At 65.0% G+C, this 18989-nt stretch carries 17 protein-coding genes; 7 read left to right on the forward strand and 10 right to left on the reverse strand.

Translation table 11 applies throughout. The annotated features are described in order from the left end of the window. Positions 1-84: 84 nt before the first annotated feature. The 3 genes from QOL57_RS08235 to rluD are packed head-to-tail and all read right to left on the reverse strand — an operon-like array spanning position 85 to position 2266. Entirely contained in the window at positions 85-510 is a 426-nt protein-coding gene (locus tag QOL57_RS08235) for a thiol-disulfide oxidoreductase DCC family protein (protein WP_089236591.1), read from the reverse strand. Further along, the gene (gene pgeF, locus QOL57_RS08240; RefSeq protein ID WP_089236592.1) at positions 510-1277 is read right to left on the reverse strand and encodes a peptidoglycan editing factor PgeF; all 768 of its coding nucleotides are present in this window, start codon (positions 1275-1277) and stop codon (positions 510-512) included. The genes QOL57_RS08235 and pgeF overlap by 1 nt, the downstream gene beginning before the upstream one ends. Then, complete coding sequence (gene rluD / locus QOL57_RS08245) at positions 1277-2266, reverse strand: 23S rRNA pseudouridine(1911/1915/1917) synthase RluD (RefSeq protein ID WP_089236593.1); 990 nt, start codon at positions 2264-2266, stop codon at positions 1277-1279. The genes pgeF and rluD overlap by 1 nt, the downstream gene beginning before the upstream one ends. A 113-nt stretch (positions 2267-2379) precedes the next feature. Here rluD and QOL57_RS08250 point away from each other — a divergent pair, with 113 nt between their 5' ends. Beyond that, positions 2380-3264: an outer membrane protein assembly factor BamD gene (locus tag QOL57_RS08250; protein ID WP_089236594.1), complete on the forward strand. Its 885-nt coding sequence runs from the start codon at positions 2380-2382 to the stop codon at positions 3262-3264. 108 nt (positions 3265-3372) lie between these two features. Here the strand turns inward: QOL57_RS08250 and QOL57_RS08255 are convergent, their stop codons facing one another. The 3 genes from QOL57_RS08255 to sucC all read right to left on the reverse strand — a co-directional run bounded on the left by QOL57_RS08255 (position 3373) and on the right by sucC (position 7340). Beyond that, entirely contained in the window at positions 3373-5007 is a 1635-nt protein-coding gene (locus QOL57_RS08255) for an NAD+ synthase (protein WP_089238072.1), read from the reverse strand. A 266-nt stretch (positions 5008-5273) separates the two neighbouring features. Next, a complete protein-coding gene (sucD, locus tag QOL57_RS08260; RefSeq protein WP_089236595.1) occupies positions 5274-6149 on the reverse strand; it encodes a succinate--CoA ligase subunit alpha in 876 nt (291 codons plus the stop codon). Positions 6150-6170: 21 nt separating this feature from the next. Then, positions 6171-7340, reverse strand: a complete 1170-nt coding sequence (gene sucC / locus QOL57_RS08265) for an ADP-forming succinate--CoA ligase subunit beta (RefSeq protein ID WP_025874298.1) — start codon at positions 7338-7340, stop codon at positions 6171-6173. A gap of 377 nt (positions 7341-7717) precedes the next feature. Here sucC and QOL57_RS08270 point away from each other — a divergent pair, with 377 nt between their 5' ends. Further along, entirely contained in the window at positions 7718-9331 is a 1614-nt protein-coding gene (locus tag QOL57_RS08270) for an ATP-binding protein (RefSeq protein WP_089236596.1), read from the forward strand. A gap of 54 nt (positions 9332-9385) precedes the next feature. After that, a complete protein-coding gene (locus tag QOL57_RS08275; RefSeq protein ID WP_089236597.1) occupies positions 9386-10759 on the forward strand; it encodes a sigma-54 dependent transcriptional regulator in 1374 nt (457 codons plus the stop codon). Positions 10760-10863: 104 nt separating this feature from the next. Here the strand turns inward: QOL57_RS08275 and pilB are convergent, their stop codons facing one another. From pilB to QOL57_RS08290, 3 genes are all read right to left on the reverse strand, one after another. Next, on the reverse strand, positions 10864-12591 hold the full coding sequence (pilB, locus tag QOL57_RS08280; RefSeq protein ID WP_089236598.1) for a type IV-A pilus assembly ATPase PilB: 1728 nt from the start codon (positions 12589-12591) through the stop codon (positions 10864-10866). Between the two features lie 221 nt (positions 12592-12812). Next, complete coding sequence (locus tag QOL57_RS08285) at positions 12813-13220, reverse strand: pilin (protein ID WP_089236599.1); 408 nt, start codon at positions 13218-13220, stop codon at positions 12813-12815. A 151-nt stretch (positions 13221-13371) separates the two neighbouring features. Then, complete coding sequence (locus QOL57_RS08290; protein WP_089236600.1) at positions 13372-13803, reverse strand: pilin; 432 nt, start codon at positions 13801-13803, stop codon at positions 13372-13374. 352 nt (positions 13804-14155) lie between these two features. On the opposite strand from QOL57_RS08290, the gene QOL57_RS08295 reads away from it, so the two are divergent. From QOL57_RS08295 to QOL57_RS08310, 4 genes are all read left to right on the forward strand, one after another. Further along, positions 14156-15415, forward strand: a complete 1260-nt coding sequence (locus QOL57_RS08295; protein WP_089236601.1) for a type II secretion system F family protein — start codon at positions 14156-14158, stop codon at positions 15413-15415. Positions 15416-15422: 7 nt separating this feature from the next. Next, positions 15423-16286: an A24 family peptidase gene (locus QOL57_RS08300; RefSeq protein WP_089236602.1), complete on the forward strand. Its 864-nt coding sequence runs from the start codon at positions 15423-15425 to the stop codon at positions 16284-16286. 11 nt (positions 16287-16297) lie between these two features. Beyond that, positions 16298-16909 (forward strand): dephospho-CoA kinase, encoded by a 612-nt coding sequence (gene coaE / locus QOL57_RS08305; protein ID WP_089236603.1) that lies wholly within the window; start codon positions 16298-16300, stop codon positions 16907-16909. 423 nt (positions 16910-17332) lie between these two features. Further along, a complete protein-coding gene (locus QOL57_RS08310; protein ID WP_176429830.1) occupies positions 17333-17857 on the forward strand; it encodes a tetratricopeptide repeat protein in 525 nt (174 codons plus the stop codon). A 162-nt stretch (positions 17858-18019) separates the two neighbouring features. Here the strand turns inward: QOL57_RS08310 and QOL57_RS08315 are convergent, their stop codons facing one another. Then, the gene (locus QOL57_RS08315) at positions 18020-18406 is read right to left on the reverse strand and encodes a hypothetical protein (protein ID WP_089236605.1); all 387 of its coding nucleotides are present in this window, start codon (positions 18404-18406) and stop codon (positions 18020-18022) included. Positions 18407-18989 lie beyond the last annotated feature (583 nt).

Raw genomic sequence — 18989 nt, forward strand, 5'->3', positions numbered from 1 at the left:
CCGTAGAGTCGAGCGGAGCAATCGAGCATGGCTTGACTCTACAAAAGCCAGCCGAGCATGGCTCGGCTCTACAACAACAAGCGATCAATCGAGGAAGCGCGCGGCCTGTGCCGGCGTCGGCAGGAAGCAGGCGTCATGCCGCCCGAACCAGCGATAGCGGTTGCGCGCCAGCACACGGTACGCACCATCGCGCCAGCCACGTGGCAGCACGCGCAGCACGGCCGCCAGGCGCCAACCACCGCCCAGTGCCCGCAGAACGCGCAGGATCGCATCGGTGTCGGTCCAGGCGCCCTGCCCGTCCAACAGCAGGAATGAGGTCGGGTCGTGCGCGTCCAGACCGTGCGCCCGCAACAGCGCGCTGCCCTGCGCGCCCTGCATTGCCGCGAAGCGAAAGCGCTCCTGCCGGTCGAACCGCAGCAGGAAACGTACCCAGCGACTGCACAACGCGCAGACGCCGTCGAAGACGATCACGCCGCCAGGTTCTGCCCCCGCAACGCGATCGCCCTGCATCAGTCCATCCACACCAGCGTCGCCATCCGGCCGGTACGGCGGTCGCGGCGATGCGAGTAAAGATCCGCATCTGCCATGGTCGAGACCGTGCCGCCGTGGATGTTGCCCAGGACCATGCCCGCCGCCTGCAGGCGCTGTCGCGCCAGCGCGAACAGATCCACCTTCCAGTGGCCGGGCCGGGTCGCCACGAAGGCCGAAGCAGCGGCCGCGTCGTGGCCGACGAAGGCGTGGTACACCTCTTCGCCGATCTCGTAATCGGCCGGTCCCGCTGCCGGGCCCAACCACGCGCGCAGCTGTGCCGGCGGCGTCTGCATGGCGGCCACGGTGGCCTCCAGCATGCCGTCGGCCAGGCCACGCCAACCGGCATGGGCAGCGCCCACCTCGCTGCCATCGGCAGCGGCGAACACCACCGGCAGGCAGTCCGCAGTGAGGATCGCCAGCACCACGCCAGGTACCGACGTCACCGCGGCATCAGCCACCGGATCGCTGGCTCCTTCCACCGGCGGCGCGCCAAAGCGCAGCACGGTGCTGCTGTGCACCTGGCGCAGCCAATGCGGCGCCGACGGCAACGCCAGCCCCTGCTGCAGCAACTGCCGGTTGTGCTCGACATTGGCCGGCGTGTCACCGTCGGCCGCGTGCCGGTTGCCCAGGTTGAACTGGGCGAACGGCTCCGGCGAGACGCCCGCGCCGTGCCGGCGCGTGGTCAGCGCATGCACACCCGGCAGCGTCGGCCAATCGGCCTGCAGCAGCGGCAGCGCGGTACTCATTACCAGCGGTCCCGCTCGCGCTCGGCGAAGGCAGCGCTGTCTTCGCGCAGCACCTTCATCAGGTGCAGCATGTCGGCCGGCGCCGGCGCAGTGTTGCGCACCGGCTCACCGCTGATCGGGTGCACGAATTCCAGGGTTTCGGCATGCAGGGCCTGGCGCTTGAAGCCGCGCAGCGCGGCCACCAGCTCGTCGCTTGCCCCCTTGGGCAGCTTCAGCGCGCCGCCGTACAGCTGATCGCCCACGATTGGATGACGCAGGTGCGCCATGTGCACGCGGATCTGGTGGGTGCGCCCGGTTTCCAGGCGGCATTCCAGCGCCGTATGCGCGCGGAAGCGCTCGCGCAGGCGGTAATGGGTCACCGCTTCCTTGCCATCCTCGCGCACGCCCATCTTCAGGCGGTCACGCGGGTGGCGATCAATCGGCGCATCGGCCGTACCACCGGCCACCAGCGCGCCCATCACCACGGCCAGGTACTGACGGTGCACGTCACGGGCGGCCAGCTGCTCGACCAGCGCGGTCTGCGCTTCCAGCGTGCGGGCCACGACCATCACGCCGCTGGTGTCCTTGTCCAGGCGATGCACGATGCCCGCACGCGGCAGCACCGCCACCGACGGGTCGCGGTACAGCAGCGCATTGACCAGGGTGCCGCTGTGGTTGCCGGCGCCGGGGTGGACGACCAGACCAACCGGCTTGTTGATCACCAGCAGGTGCTCGTCCTCGAACAGCACGTCCAGCGGGATGTCTTCCGGCTCGGCGGTGGTCTGGGCTTCCAGCACCACCTGCAGGGTGACCACCTCGCCGCCGCGCAGTGCATCGCGCGGGCGCGCCTGTGCGCCGTCCAGCAGGACGTCGCCGGCCTTGATCCACTCGGTCAGGCGGGAGCGGGAGTATTCGGGGAACAGCTCGGCCACGACCGCGTCGAAACGACGGCCGGCGGAGGTGTCGGGGACAATGGCCTGGCGGGCCGATTCGGAGGGTTGTTCAGACATGGCAGGGGGCATCTTTGAAATTTTGGGGTCCCGGCGAGCCGGTTTCAGTCGCTGGACAGGACACTAGGCTATCATCGACCCTTCGTATTCCAGCCGCGTCCCGCATTGACCCCATGATCCGACGCTCCGTCCTGCTCTCCGCGCCCGTCCGCCTGACCGCCCTTCTGCTGGTGCTGGTCATCGTCGCCACCGGCTGCAACCGCGGCACCAAGGGCGATCGCCCTGATGAAGGCACCCCGGTCGAACAGCTCTACGAAAAGAGCCACAAGCTGATGCAAGGCGGCAACTGGAGCGGCGCTGAAGCCAGCTTCCGCCGTCTGGTGGCACAGTATCCCTACGGCCCGTACACCGAGCAGGCGATGATCGAATCGGCCTATGCCCAGTACAAGGCCGGAAAGCACGATGACGCCGTGTCCAGCATCGACCGCTTCATCCGTACCTACCCGACCCACCGCAACATCGCGTACCTGTACTACCTGCGCGGCCTGGCCAACTCCAACCGCAATACGGTTTTCCTGCGTCGCGTATGGTCACTGGACGCAAGCCGCCGCGATCTGTCCACGCCGCATCAGGCGTATTCAGACTTCAACATCGTGGTCGACCGCTACCCCAACAGCCGCTATGCCGCCGATGCGCGCCAGCGGATGCTGGTGCTGCGTGACGTATTCGCCCAGCACGAGCTCGACAACGCCCTGTACTACATGCGCCGTGGCGCCTGGGTCTCGGCCGCAGGCCGCGCCAACTACCTGCTGGAAACCTACCCGCAGAGCGCGTTCCAGAACGATGCCGTGGCGGTACTGGCCGATTCCTACACCCACCTGGGCAACAAGACCCTGGCCGACGATGCCCGCCGCGTCCTGCAGCTGAACCAGCCGGACCACCCGTGGCTGGAAGGCAAGTGGCCGAAGTACCCGTGGATGATCCGCAAGCTGAACCCGTTTGCCGGCGAGAAGTCCGCCGCCACCGGCCAGCGCAACGCGCGACTGGAAAAGAAGTAAGAAAAAAGGCCCCGCAAGGGGCCTTTTTTTTGCCTGGCAGCTCCACGCCATTGGTGGCTGGGACCATACATGGCGCGGACCAGGGTCCGCACCCACCCAGCGCTCGCCTCAGCTCTTGTAGCCGTTGCTGATCGGATACCGGCGCTCACGCCCGAACGCGCGGCGCGAGACCTTCGGGCCTGGCGCGGCCTGGTGGCGCTTCCACTCGCTGATGCGCACCAGACGCAGCACACGATCCACCACGGCCGCGTCATAGCCGGCGGCGACGATCTCCGTGCGCGACTGCTCCTGGTCGATGTAGCGGTACAGGATGCCGTCCAGCACATCGTAGGCCGGCAGCGAATCCTGGTCGGTCTGGTTCTCACGCAGTTCGGCCGATGGTGGGCGGCTGATCACTGCCGGCGGGATCACCGGCGCGCCGCCCACCGTGTTGCGCCACTTGGACAGGCCGAACACCTCGGTCTTGTACAGATCCTTCAGCGGCGCGTAGCCGCCACACATGTCGCCATAGATCGTGGCGTAGCCCACCGCGTATTCGCTCTTGTTGCCGGTGGTCAGCAGCAGGCCGCCGAACTTGTTGGCCAGCGCCATCAGGATCACGCCACGGCTGCGCGACTGCAGGTTCTCTTCGGTCACATCCGGCGTGGTGCCCTCGAACATCGGTGCCAGCGCCTGCATCAGGCCCTGGAATGCCGGCTCGATGGAAACGGCTTCCAGCTTCACGCCCAGCGCCTCGCACTGCTCGGCGGCCAGGTCGTTGGACATGCCGGCGGTATAGCGCGAGGGCAGGCGCACGGCGGTGACGTTCTCCGCACCCAGCGCATCGACCGCCATCGCCAGCACGATCGCCGAGTCGATGCCGCCGGACAGACCCAGCCACACCTTCTTGAAACCGTTCTTGCTGCAGTAGTCCTGGATGCCGCGGGTCACCGCGCGCCAGGCCAGCGCGTCCATGCTCTCGTCGCCATCGTCCATCCACACGTGTGGCATGAAGCGGCGCGTAGCGCCGTCGTACTCCACCACCAGCCACTGGTCGACGAAGGCGGCCGCCGCCGGATGCACCGTGCCATCGCCATCGGCCACCACCGATGCGCCATCGAACACCAGCGCATCCTGGCCGCCCACCACGTTGAGGTAGGCGATGGCCGCGCCGCTTTCGCGGGTACGCGCAGCCAGCACCGCATCGCGCTGGGCGTGCTTGCCGCGCTCGTACGGCGAAGCGTTTGGCACCACCACCAGCTGCGCACCGGCACGCACCGTATCGGCCAGCGGCTCGGCGAACCACAGGTCTTCGCAGATCAGCAGGCCAACCGGAATGCCATCAACCTCGAACACGCAGCTGCCACCGTCCGGGTCGACATCGAAGTAGCGGCGCTCGTCGAATACCGCGTAATTGGGCAGCTCGCGCTTGCGGTAGGTCTGCTCCACAAGTCCATCGCGCAGCACGCTGGCCGCGTTGTAGACCACCGCACCGGCCGCCTGCGGCCAACCGACCACGACGGTGATGCCACGGCAGGCAGCGGCAATGCGGGTCATCGCCTGCTCGCACTCGTACAGGAAGCCCGGGCGCAGCAGCAGGTCCTCCGGCGGATAGCCGCTGACTGCCAGCTCGGGGAACATCACCAGCCCGGCGCCGTACTCGTCGCGCGCCTGGCCGATCATCTCGATGATGCGCTCGGTGTTGCCGGCGACATCGCCAACCGGGAAGTCGAACTGCGCCATCGCGATGCGGATCGAAGCCATGAGGGTCCAGCCTGTGGTTGCAATACGCACATTGTAGCGCCGCGCCATCTGCGCGCCGGGCGCTCCCACTCCATGGACAGGCCCTGCTCAGTAGATCCACGCCATGCGTGGATGGCGCTCGGCCCGGGGTCAGATCCCCTTTTGCGCGGCAAAAGGAATCTGACCCCATTGCAGACGCAGAAAGGCCGCCCGGAGGCGGCCTTTCTGTTTGAAGCAGCCGAGCGTGGGCTCGGCTCTACAGAATCGTCTGCCGGAGGCAGTCGATCTTATTTCACCAGCTTGGCGATGGCAGCGCCCAGGTCGCCCGGCGAACGCACGGTGACGACGCCAGCAGCTTCCATTGCAGCAAACTTGCCTTCGGCAGTGCCCTTGCCGCCCGATGCGATCGCACCGGCGTGGCCCATGCGCTTGCCGGCCGGAGCCGAAGCACCGGCGATGAAACCGACGACCGGCTTCTTCACGTGGTTCTTGATGTACTCGGCACCGGCTTCTTCAGCATCGCCGCCGATTTCGCCGACCATGATGATGCCTTCGGTCTGCGGGTCTTCGTTGAACAGCTTCAGGCAGTCGACGAAGCTCAGGCCGTTGATCGGGTCACCACCGATGCCGATGCAGGTGGACTGGCCCAGGCCGACTTCGGTGGTCTGCTTGACCGCTTCATAGGTCAGGGTGCCCGAACGCGACACGATGCCGATCTTGCCCGGCTTGTGGATGTGGCCCGGCATGATGCCGATCTTGCACTCACCCGGGGTGATGACGCCCGGGCAGTTCGGCCCGATCAGCACGGTGTCCGGATGCGAACGGGTCAGCACGTTCTTGACGCGCAGCATGTCCAGCACCGGGATGCCTTCGGTGATGCAGACGATGACCTTGATGCCGGCAGCAGCGGCTTCCAGGATCGCGTCAGCCGCGTACGGCGGCGGCACGTAGATGACCGAAGCGTTGGCGCCGGTGCTCTGCACGGCGTCGGCAACGGTGTTGAAGACCGGCAGGTCGATATGGGTGGTGCCACCCTTGCCCGGGGTCACGCCGCCAACAACCTGGGTGCCGTACTCGATCATCTGAGTGGCGTGGAAGGTGCCCTGCTGGCCGGTGAAGCCCTGCACGATCACCTTGGTGTTCTTATTGATCAAAACTGACATTGGATTTCCTTCGGTGTCGGATCAGGCGGCGTTCTTGACAGCTTCGACGACCTTCTTGGCACCGTCGTTGATGTTGTCGGCCGGGATGATGGCCATGCCGCTGTCACGCAGCAGTTGCTTGCCTTCTTCCACGTTGGTGCCTTCCAGGCGCACCACGACCGGAACCTTGACGCCCACTTCCTTCACAGCAGCGATGATGCCTTCGGCAATCATGTCGCAGCGGACGATGCCGCCGAAGATGTTGACGAAGATGCCTTCGACCTTGTCCGAGGACAGGATCAGCTTGAACGCTTCGATGACGCGCTGCTTGTTGGCACCGCCGCCCACGTCCAGGAAGTTCGCCGGCTCGCCGCCGTTGAGCTTGATGACGTCCATGGTGGCCATGGCCAGGCCTGCGCCGTTGACCATGCAACCGATGTTGCCGTCCATGGTGACGTAGTTGATGTCCAGCTCCGAAGCGATCACTTCGGTCGGATCTTCCTGGGTCTTGTCGCGCATGGCGACCAGGGCCTTCTGGCGGAACGCGGCGTTGTCGTCGCTGTCGAACTTGCCGTCCAGCGCGTACAGGTTGCCGTCGTCCAGGATGGCCAGCGGGTTGATTTCAACCAGCGCCAGGTCCTTTTCGTTGAACAGGCGGTACAGGTTCACCATGATGTTGGCGAACTGGCCGGCCTGCTTGGCGGTCAGGCCCAGCTTGAAGCCGAAATCACGACCGTGGTAACCCTGCACGCCTTCGACGAAGTCGACGTTCAGCGAATGGATCAGCTCCGGGGTTTCAGCGGCGACCTGCTCGATCTCCACGCCGCCTTCCGAAGAAGCGATGTAGGTGATGGTCTTGGTGCCACGGTCAACCAGCACCGACAGGTACAGTTCCTTGACGATCTCGCCAGCGGTGGTCACCAGCACCAGGTTGACCGGCAGTTCAACGCCAGCGGTCTGGTAGGTGGCCATCTTGGTGCCGAGCATCTTGGCCGCAGCGGCCTTCACGTCGTCGGTGGTCTTGCAGAACTTGACGCCGCCAGCCTTGCCGCGGCCGCCAGCGTGGATCTGCGCCTTGACCATCCAGGGGCCCTGGCCCAGGGAGTTGGCAGCGGCAACAGCTTCGTCCGGGGTCGCAGCGACCTTGCCGGCCGGGACCGGGATGCCGTACTCGGCAAGCAGTTGTTTTGACTGGTATTCGTGGAAATTCATGCGTCACCGTGGGAATAGGAACGACCGCACGCAATTCCTCAGGGCCCCGGCGGGGCGCCGGCATGGACCGCGGCGGGCCCACTATTGTGGCCGAGCCGGCGCCGGGGCGCAAAGAAGTATGGACAAAAGGCCGCAACCGGCCAGATTTCCACGGGCATTCAGGCAGTTGCGGCACGGCCCGGCTCGCCACCCAAAGGCCGGCCCGGGCCGATTGCGCAGCCCAGCCCGCTACAGGCCCCCTATACTGGTCCCGTAAATTCGAGCCCACGGTGCCGGCAACCGGGCAGCGAGCACATCCGACGATCGGGGGACGTCGGGCAGGTTCGGCCCACCGCCGGCATGATCCAGTTCCAGGCAGCCAGAAGGGGAGTTCCGGCGTGTCACCCAGTGCTTCATTGATCGACCGCATCGAATCGATACCGCGGCGAGAGCTGTATTTCTTCGCCCTGTACCGGGTGCTGATCGCCTCGGTCATCGCCGCCCTGCTGTACAGCCCGCTGTCGGCGATCAGCGGCGAAGCCCATCACCCCCGCCTGGCCTATTCGGTCGGCGCCGTCTATCTGCTGTTGTCGCTGCTGCTGCTGGTGATCGGCCGCAACGAGCGCTGGCTGCGGCCCATCGTCGTCGGCGGCGTGCTGCTGGACATCGTCGCCGCCAGTCTGCTGGCACATGCCCTGCCCGGCGCCAGCGCCGGCATCTCGATGTCGCTGCTGTTCAATATCGCTGCCGCCGCCACCCTGCTGCCGCTCAGCTGGGGCCTGCTGCTGGCGCTGGCCGCCAGCGTCGCCACCGCCGCCGAATACCTGTGGAAGGTCCTGGAAGGCGGCGATCCCACCCGCACCCTGGCCGAGCTGGCGATGTTTGCCACCAGTTACCTGGCGCTGGCCTTCATCAGCTACCAAGTCGGCAACCGTGCGCGCCGCAACCAGCAGCTGGCCAACCAGCGTGGCGACGAAGTGGCCAACCTGTTCCAGATCAACGAACTGATCATCCGCCGCATGCGCACCGGCGTGGTCGTGGTGGACGCCGACAACCGCATCACCCTGGCCAACGAAGCCGCATCGATTCTGCTGGGCGACAACGACGGCAACAGTGAATCCGGCCGCCTCGACCTGGCCAGCGTCGCCCCCGAGCTGGCGCGCCGCCTGCAGCGCTGGCGCAACGGCTGGGCGCAGGACGAAATGCCGCTGCAGCTCAACCCCGACCAGCCGGAAGTACAACCGCGCTTTGCCCGCCTGCTGGCCGGCAGCGACCTGGTGCTGGTGTTCCTGGATGACTCCAGCGTGGTCTCGCGCCGCGCCGAATCGCTCACCCTGTCGGCGATGGGGCGCTTCTCGGCGAGCCTTGCCCACGAGATCCGCAACCCGCTGGCGGCCATCAACTACGCCGTGCAGCTGCTGGAAGAAGGCACCGGCTTCAACGACAGCGACCGCCGCCTGCTGCAGATCATCCACCAGCAGTGCCAACGCACCAACGGCATCGTCGAGAGCGTGCTCGGCCTGGCCCGGCGCGAACGCGCCAACCCGGAAAACGTGGACCTGGCCGCCTTCGTGCGCCGCTTCGTACTGGAGTACAAGCAGGGGCAGACGCTGGAAACCGACAGCATCGAGCCGATCATCAACGACACCTCGGTGCCGGCACAGGTCGACCCGCGCCATCTGTACCAGGTGCTGACCGTGCTGGTGCACAACGCCCTGAAGTACGGCCGCATCGGCCAGCAGCCTGCGCGCGTAAGACTGCGCGTGGCCCAGCACGAACGCAGTGCGGTGATCGACGTGATGGACCGTGGCCCCGGCATTCCCGAGACCGTCGCCGCGCAGCTGTTCCGCCCCTTCTTCACCACCTCCGAGCACGGCACCGGCCTGGGGCTGTATATCGCCCGCGAGCTGTGCAGGGCCAACCAGGCGCGGCTGGATTACATCCCCGTCCCCGCCGGCGGTTCCTGCTTCCGCCTGGTTCTGCCCGGCCCGCACACCTTGCTGCCACACTGATTCCGTGCCTCAAGCATTTGTCGCATTCCACCCCCTCGGCTATCTTTCCCACCCATGAACGAAACCCGCAGCGCCCTCGTCGTCGACGATGAACGCGATATCCGCGAACTGCTGGTGTTGACCCTCGGCCGCATGGGCCTGCGCATCAGCACCGCCGCCAACCTCGCCGAAGCCCGCGAGCTGCTGGCCAGCAATCCGTACGACCTGTGCATCACCGACATGCGTCTGCCGGACGGCAACGGCATCGAACTGGTCAGCGAGATCGCCCAGCACTACCCGCGCACGCCGGTGGCGATGATCACCGCCTTCGGCAGCATGGACCTGGCAGTGGAAGCGCTGAAAGCCGGTGCCTTCGATTTCGTCAGCAAGCCGGTGGACATCGCCGTGCTGCGCGGCCTGGTCAAACATGCGCTGGAACTCAACAACAGCGAACGCCCCGTTGCCGGCCCAGCTGCAGAACAGGCCGCGCGCCTGCTCGGCGACTCACCGGCCATGGATGTGCTGCGCGCCACCATCGGCAAGGTCGCGCGCAGCCAGGCGCCGGTCTATATTCTGGGCGAATCCGGCGTAGGCAAGGAACTGGTTGCGCGCACCATCCATGCGCAGGGCGCACGCGCGGCCGGACCGTTCGTGCCGGTCAACTGTGGCGCCATTCCCACCGAGTTGATGGAGAGCGAGTTCTTCGGCCACCGCAAGGGCAGCTTCACCGGCGCCCATGCCGACAAGCCGGGGCTGTTCCAGGCCGCGCATGGCGGCACCTTGTTCCTGGATGAAGTGGCCGAATTGCCGCTGCAGATGCAGGTGAAGCTGCTGCGTGCGATCCAGGAGAAATCGGTGCGCGCGGTTGGCGCACCCAGCGAAGAACCGGTGGACGTGCGCATCCTTTCAGCCACCCACAAGGACCTGGCCGAGCTGGTCGAAGACGGGCGTTTCCGCCACGACCTGTACTACCGCATCAACGTGATCGAACTGCGCGTGCCGCCGCTGCGCGAGCGCCGCCAGGACCTGCCGGCGCTGGCCGCGTCGATCCTGGCACGGCTGGCCCGCAGCCATGGCCGCGCCACCCCGCTGCTGGCGCCCTCGGCACTGGACGCGCTGGCCCAGTATGGCTTCCCGGGAAATGTGCGCGAGCTGGAGAACATCCTGGAACGCGCGCTGGCGCTGGCCGAGGAAGACTGCATCGGTGCCGACGACCTGCGCCTGCCGCAGCACGCCCCGCGCTCGCCGGGCAGTGCTGCTCATGCCGAAGCCGTGGTTGATCTGCACCCCGGCAGCGCCGCCCTGCCCTCGTACATCGAGCAGCTCGAGCGCAGTGCCATCCAGCGCGCGCTGGAAGAAAACCGCTGGAACAAGACCCGCACTGCCGCGCAGCTGGGCATCACCTTCCGCGCACTGCGTTACAAGCTGAAGAAGCTGGGGATGGAATAGGTAGTGCCGGCCGCTGGCCGGCAACCTCATGCGCCACGCATCCACGCATGGCGTGGATCTACTGGACACTGACCGCCATCCACGCATGGCGTGGATCTACTGCATCAATCCTTGGTGACGCGGTTGATCTCGGCCAGGCTGGTCACGCCCGCGGCCGCCTTCTTCAGCGCCGACTGCCGCAGATCGTTCACGCCGATCGCCTGCGCGGCCTCGGCAATCTGCAGCGCGTTGCCGCCCGCCAGAACGATGGTGGCGATCTCGTCGGTCATCGGCATCACCTGGTAGATGCCGGTGCGACCCTTGTAGCCTTCGGTGCATTCATCACAGCCAACGGCTTCATACAGCTCGATGCCCGCATCCAGCTGCGCCTGGGTGAAGCCCTCGGCCAGCAACGCATGCGCAGGCAGGTTGGCCGGGCGCTTGCAGTTCGAACACAGGCGACGCGCCAGGCGCTGGGCGATCACCAACGTCACCGAACTGGTGATGTTGTACGGCGCAATGCCCATGTTCATCAGGCGCGCGATGGTCTGCGGCGCGTCGTTGGTATGCAGCGTGGACAGCACCATGTGGCCGGTCTGCGCAGCCTTGATCGCGATCTCGGCAGTTTCCAGGTCGCGGATTTCGCCGACCATGATGATGTCCGGATCCTGTCGCAGGAACGAGCGCAGCGCTGCGGCGAAGGTCATGCCGCGCTTGTTGTTCTGCTGCACCTGGTTGACGCCGGGCAGGCGGATTTCCACCGGGTCTTCGGCGGTGGAGATGTTGCGGGTCTCGTCGTTGAGGATGCCCAGCGCGGTATACAGCGACACCGTCTTGCCCGAACCGGTCGGGCCGGTCACCAGCACCATGCCGTAAGGCTTGTGGATCGCGTCCAGGAACAGCTTCTGCTGATCCGGTTCGTAACCCAGCTTGTCGATACCGAGCTTGGCCGCGCTGCCATCGAGGATACGCAGCACCACCTTCTCGCCGAACAACGTCGGCAACGTGCTGACGCGGAAGTCGATCTGCCGGGTCTTGGACAGGTTGAGCTTGATGCGACCATCCTGCGGCACGCGCTTCTCGGCGATATCCAGCTGCGCCATCACCTTCAGGCGCGCGGCAATGCGCTGGTTGAGCTTGTTCGGCGCACGCGCGACCATCTTCAGAAGGCCGTCGATGCGCAGGCGCACGCGGTAGTCGTCTTCGTAGGGCTCGAAGTGGATATCCGACGCGCCCTTACGGATGGCATCGACCAACACCTTGTTGACGAATTTGACCACCGGGGTGTCGTCGCCCTTGGCGTCGATACCGCTGTCGGTGCTGGCCATGTCGTCGTCACCACCGCCAACATCGAGGTTGGCCATGCCGTCATCGTCACTGCCCAGCGCATCGCCCATGGTGTCGTGGCTGGCATGCCACTGCTCCAACGTGCGGCGGATCTGGTCCTCGTCCACCAGAATCGGTTCCACCACCAGATTGGTGTGAAACTTGATCTCATCCAGCGAGTGGGTGGGGTTGCTGGTACCGACGAACAGCTTGCCACCGCGCTTGAATAGCGGCAGCACGTTGTGCTTGCGCAGCAGCTCCTCGCTGACCAGGTTCATCGCGTTCTGGCTGCTGTCGAACGTGGACACGTCGAACAGCGGCATGCCGAACTCGAGTGAGTTGGCGGCCGCGAGCTGGGCAGCGCCGACCACCTTGTTCTGGGCGAACCAGGTTGGCAGCGGCTGACGCGCAGCGGTGGCCTTGGCCATGGCGTCGCGGGCGGCGACCTCATCCAGCGCCCCGTCCTGGACCAGGCGACGGGCCAGGCCGGTGATGCCGACGAGATTGGCAGTGGTAACGACGGTCATATGAATCCTTGGCTCATGGGTCTGGCGGTGCAGTGCGCCCTGCGAAGGCGCAGCGCGGGGCAGCAGAACCCGTCGCACCCCAACGGCGCACGGCATCGCCAATCCATGAGCAATGTTGCCTTGCCCGGCGTTGCCGGCCCGGCAGGCATGATCCTGACTCCCCCGGGGATGATAGCCCCGTCAACGGTCCGCCGACATCCCATTGGAGGGCGGAAATGTGATCAACAGCCGGTCGGGCGATAGCGCGCTTCGAATGCGCTGCCGTCGCAGCTCCAGATGCCCTCGGCCGAGCGGCGTAGGATCAGGTCTTTGCCTTCCAGGGCGCTGTGTCCCTTCAAGGTGCAGCTGATATGGCCGACGCCGGAGTCGCTGAGTTCGGCCTCGACGTTGGAGCAGTGCGCGTTCTGGGCTACACCGATGTAGGCCGGCGTTACCAGGCTCGCCGAGCGGGCCTCATTGATGAGGATCTCCACCTTGGTCTTGCCTGGAGTGATATCGGCCAAAGCCGCAGCCAACTGAGTGCGGACGATGTACGGCTGGAACGCCACCGTCGCGATGGCCGCCAGGATGGCGATGATGGCCACCACGATCATCAGTTCGATGAGCGTGAAGCCCTTCTGCGTGTTCATGACTCCCCCTGTTTGATCCAGCAATCCCCATCGCTGTGTGCTGACGTATTTTCATGTTCCGGTCAGCACAAGGCCCGCAAAAGCGGGCCTTGTGACTATCGCATGCAAGGCTAGGAAGAATAGCTCCTACGCCCCCCATTGATCATGTCGATCAGCTGCAGCCCTTGGGCTTGAACTTGGCGTCAACAGCAGTGGTGACACAGGCGAAACCGCCGGCAGTCGTGATGGCGCCAGTGGTCGCATCAACAACCGAATCCGTGTAAGTCAACGCGATGGTGGAGGCGGAACCGATGCGGCCCGGATCACGGATGGTGCAAGTCATACCATCACCGTCCACGGCGATCGTCGAGCAGCTGCCGGTCGAGGTGCCCTGGAAGCCAGCACTATTCGGATTCGGATCGCGACCTGCACTCTTTTCCATCTCGAACTGGGTCTTGTGCGAGGCCAGGTCGGCCAGGGCAGCGGTGACCTTCGACTTCGAGGTGTAGTCCTGGTAAGCCGGCAGTGCGATGGCAGCCAGGATGGCGATGATCGCGACGACGATCATCAGTTCGATAAGGGTGAAGCCCTTCTGGTTCTTCATTGTGGTACATCCCCAAGATAGTGGTGGTTGATTTCAGTGCACAGGTTACGAGCCGGCATCGCCGGATGAGCGGGTCCTGTGCCCTGCGGGTGGATCAACGCAGGTTGCGTGCCAACCCCGGCACGCCTCCCCCTGGATTTCCCCGCGCCCATGATGGCAGCAATTTCGTGGATGGGAACCCCCCGCATCCGAATCTGCGATGGACGCGGCAAAGTGACGCAGTGCGTCACCTTTGGTCGGTCGCCGGCACGAAATTGCATTCTGGCCGGCTCACCAACTGCCCAGACGGCAACGAACCCGCTACCATCGGCAACTGGATGCCCGTCTGGGGATGGCGGGCCGGGGAGCCAACATGTCTGTCAGTCGCAGTGCGATCAAGAAAGAACCGGTGGCGCGCGCCACCATGGAGCTGCAGCCGTTTGTCTGGGAGGGGACCGACAAGCGGGGCGTGAAGATGAAGGGCGAGCAGCTGGCCAAGAATGCCAACCTGCTGAGGGCCGAACTGCGCCGCCAGGGCATCAACCCAGGCACGGTAAAAACGAAGCCCAAACCGTTGTTCGGTGCTGCCGGAAAGCCGATCAAACCGCGGGACATCGCCTTCTTCAGCCGGCAGATGGCCACGATGATGAAATCCGGCGTACCGATCGTGTCGGCATTGGACATCATCGGCAGCGGGCACAAAAACCCGCGCATGAAGAAGATGGTGGACACCATCCGCACCGATATCGAGGGCGGCTCCTCGCTGTATGAGGCGGTCAGCAAGCATCCGGTGCAGTTCGACGAGCTCTACCGCAACCTGGTGCGGGCCGGCGAAGGCGCCGGTGTGCTGGAAACCGTGCTGGACACGGTAGCCACCTACAAAGAGAACATCGAGGCGCTGAAGGGCAAGATCAAGAAGGCGCTGTTCTACCCGATCATGGTGGTGGTTGTCGCCATGCTGGTCAGCGGCATCATGCTGGTGTTCGTGGTGCCGCAGTTCGAGGATGTGTTCAAGAGCTTCGGCGCCGACCTGCCCGCCTTCACGATGTTGGTGGTGAACCTGTCGCGGTTCATGGTGTCGTGGTGGTGGTTGATGCTGATTGTTGCAATTGGAACGGCGGTCGGTGCAGTAATGGCCTACAAGCGTTCGCCGAAGATGCAGCACGCCATGGACCGGTTCGTGCTGAAGGTGCCGGTGATCGGCCAGATCATGCACAACAGCGCCATCGCCCGCTTCGCCCGTACCACCGCTGTGACGTTCAAGGCGGGCGTGCCGCTGGTGGAGGCACTCGGCATCGTGGCGGGCGCTACCGGCAACACGGTGTATGAAGAGGCGGTGCTGCGGATGCGCGATGACGTGTCTGTGGGTTATCCGGTCAACGTATCCATGAAGCAGACCAACCTGTTCCCGCACATGGTCATCCAGATGACCGGCATCGGCGAAGAGGCTGGTGCCCTGGATGCCATGCTGTTCAAGGTGGCCGAGTACTACGAGCAGGAAGTCAACAATTCGGTGGATGCCCTGAGCAGCCTGCTGGAACCGATGATCATGGTGTTCATTGGTACCATTGTTGGCGGCATGGTGATTGCCATGTACCTTCCCATCTTCAAGCTCGGCGCCGTCGTCGGATAAAACATACATGGCATTTCTCGACCAGCATCCCGGCCTCGGCTACCCCGCTGCGGCCGGCCTGGGACTGCTTCTGGGCAGCTTCCTGAACGTCGTCATCCTGCGCCTGCCCAAGCGGCTGGAATGGCAGTGGAAGCGCGATGCGCGCGAAGTGCTGGAGGAGCCGGACTTCTACGAGCCGCCCCCGCCGGGCATCGTGGTGGAGCCTTCGCACTGCCCGCACTGCAAGCACAAGCTGGCCTGGTACGAGAACATTCCGCTGTTCAGCTGGATCATCCAGGGCGGCAAGTGCCGCCACTGCAAGGCACCGATCTCCATCCAGTACCCGCTGGTGGAAGCGCTGACTGCAGTGATGGTGCTGGCCTGCGTGTGGCAGTTCGGCTTCGGCTGGCAGGGCTTCGGCGCGATCGTGCTGACCTGCTTCCTGATCGCCCTGTCCGGCATCGACCTGCGCACCCAGCTGCTACCGGATCAGTTGACCCTGCCCCTGATGTGGCTGGGGTTGATAGGCAGCATCGACAACCTGTACATGCCGGCCAAACCGGCCCTGCTCGGCGCCTTGCTCGGCTACCTGTCGCTGTGGTCGGTGTGGTGGCTGTTCAAACAACTGACCGGCAAGGAAGGCATGGGCCACGGCGATTTCAAGCTGCTGGCCGCGCTGGGGGCCTGGTGTGGCATGAAGGGCATCCTGCCGATCATCCTGATGTCGTCCGTACTGGGCGCCATCATCGGCTCGATCTGGCTGTACAGCCGTGGCCGTGACCGGGCGACGCCGATTCCCTTCGGCCCCTACCTGGCCCTGGCCGGCTGGCTGTTCTTCATGTGGGGCGAGCCCCTGCTGAACCAGTATCTGGTGATGAGCGGGCTGCGCTGAGGGGAGTCCCCATGAGCCAGTATGTGGTTGGCCTGACCGGCGGCATCGCCTCGGGCAAGAGTGAGGTGACCCGGCGCTTCGAGGCGCTGGGAGTCGTTGTGGCCGATGCCGACCTGGCCGCGCGCGCGGTGGTGGCAATCGGCAGTCCTGCCCTGTCCCTGATTGCCGAGCGTTTCGGCGCGGACATGCTGCTGGCCGACGGCAGCCTGGACCGGGCGCGTCTGCGTGCCCACATCTTTGCAGACCCGGCCGAGCGGACGGCGCTGGAAGCGATCACGCACCCGGCCATCCGACGTCTGATGCAGCAGCAGTGCGAGCAGGCCGCCAGCCCCTATGCGCTGGCGGCGATCCCGCTGTTGACCGAAGTGGGCGGCCGCCAGGCCTACCCGTGGCTGGACCGGGTGCTGCTGGTGGACGCGCCCGAGGCGGTACAGCACGCCCGGCTGATGCAGCGCGACGGCATCGACGCCGCGCTGGCCAACCAGATGATCGCCGCGCAGGCCCGCCGCGCGCAGCGCCTGGCGCTGGCCGATGACGTGGTGGTCAATGATGGCCATCCGAATGACCTGCAGGCGCAGGTGGAGCGCTTGCACCTGCGGTATCTGGGGTTGGCTAGCGGGTAAGGGCGGGCTTCACCCTGCATGGCTGATGTCGCCTCTTGAGTGATCTGCATCGCGCGCAGGACGATGCCCGGCCGGGGCAATTCACAACCCCGAGGCAATCAGCGATCTTGAATGCCCCTGCGGATTGCCAGATCCACACACAGGACTGCGAGAAGAAAGAAGATCATCGCAACACCCCATTGATACGCCAACGGTCCGAAGAGATGCTTGACCATCGTGCCCACGCCACAGAACACGCGGCACCGACCGGACAGTTCGCTGACTTCATAGTGCAGCACTGCCCAACCGCTCAAAGCCGAGCAGGCGGCGAGGGCCAGACCGAACAGTACGACAAGGGGCCTACGTTTTGGCCTGCGTTTTGGTCTACGTTTTGATCTACGCTTCGACATGCCTCGCCCTTGTGTCGACGTTTCCCGGAAATCCTTGGGCAACCGTCCTTTTGCCTACGATATCCGCCGGCTCGCCATGAACCTGCCGACACAAATGACAACAGTCTTTGAAAGACTATTGAATGACGGCCAGATCACGGCCGCATTGGAGCACATCCGCGCCCATTTGGACTCGGATAGTGGCGAGGCTGTTTTTCTCGCCGCCCATCTGAGCATATCCGGCGAAACGTCCGAAGTGTTTGAGGAGCACTCCATCCGTCAGCTCCGTGCCGCAGCCGCGAAGAGCTATGCCCCGGCGATTTTGCAACTCGGCATGCGCTATCTGTTCGGCGACTCAGTGGAAATCGATGTTGCGCGCGCGGCCACCTGCTTCAAATCGGCAGCCGAGGCAGGTTATCCCCCAGCGATGTACGAGTACGGCCTTGCTTTGCTCCATGGCAAGGGAGTGAAGCAGGCCAGGACAGAGGCCCGTGCCTGGATCAGGCGTGCCGCTGAAGGTGGGGACGAGACTGCGCAGGAGTTCGTACTTGCGTACGGACTCATGCACGCCGGTGACTGACGCACTGTCGCGATCCGAATAGGAGCCTGCAGCATGACGGGCATCGTGCTTGCTCGACTACCAGTCTGATCTGGTAACAACCGCCGGGCGTGGCCCGGCGCTGTTGGATACCCATGGAACAGTCGCGCAGTGCGGGGATGAGCATCCACGCATGGCGTGGATCTACTCCAGTTGCTGGCGGGCGTAGCGGGCCAGTTCGCGGGCGGCCAGCAACAAACCCTCCACTACGTCCGGCGGCAGTTGCTGGCCTGCACTGCCCTGCACCCGGGCCGCTTCGGCGGCGTGCAGCATCTGGATCAACGCATTGAGACCGGCCAGGGTGCGGCTGAGGCTGGCCAGGGTCACTGCCTGCGACGGGGTGAGACCTACCCCCTGCCGGGTCTGGCCATCGGCGTTGTCGCGGCCATCCATGCGCGCCATTAGTGCCGGTAGCAGGTCGCTGGGTTCGGCCAGCACGTCTTCGATGCGTTCGGCGATGTCGGCCGGCAACTGATCGGCGGATTCGCCGACCAGGCGGCGCAGGTTCGGATAGGTGGTGCGTGCAGACATGGCAATGCTCCTCGCAGACGGCAAGGCCACCCGCGGATGCGGGGTGGCGGACGGTGCGGGTTGGCGTACCGGAGACCCAACAACTCGAAAGCAAGGAAAAAGACTCCAGCGGACTCTTGCGAGTCCCCACGCACCGCCCGCCGAAGCAGAAGGCATGCGGTGCATTTTCCATGATGGCCAAAGCGCATCTGGAGCTTTCAAGTTGTCGGGTTTATTCAGGACGCCAATCCCGGCCAGGGCGATGGCCCCAGCCATGCCATCTCGCCAGCTGCATGCACTACGGTCATGAGGCGAAAACGCCATGTGGGCCAACCGTCTGCGGAACCGTGCGGTGTGACACGCGCATAGCGCGGAGTGCGTCACGCAGGTGTCGTGCTGGACCAGAAACGCCGCGCCTTCGCGAAAGCTGCATTGCCGCTGCATGCGACATTTCGCGCCGAGTGGGAGATTTCGACGACGGGTGGATTCGTGCCGACCAAGGTCGGCACCTACCAAAGCGGCCGACATTTCGCGCCGAGTGGGAGATTTCGACGACGGATGGATTCGTGCCGACCAAGGTCGGCACCTACCAAAGCAGCAGCCA

Source organism: Stenotrophomonas sp. yr243, assembly GCF_900184195.1.
In the GTDB taxonomy this organism is placed as follows: domain Bacteria; phylum Pseudomonadota; class Gammaproteobacteria; order Xanthomonadales; family Xanthomonadaceae; genus Stenotrophomonas; species Stenotrophomonas lactitubi.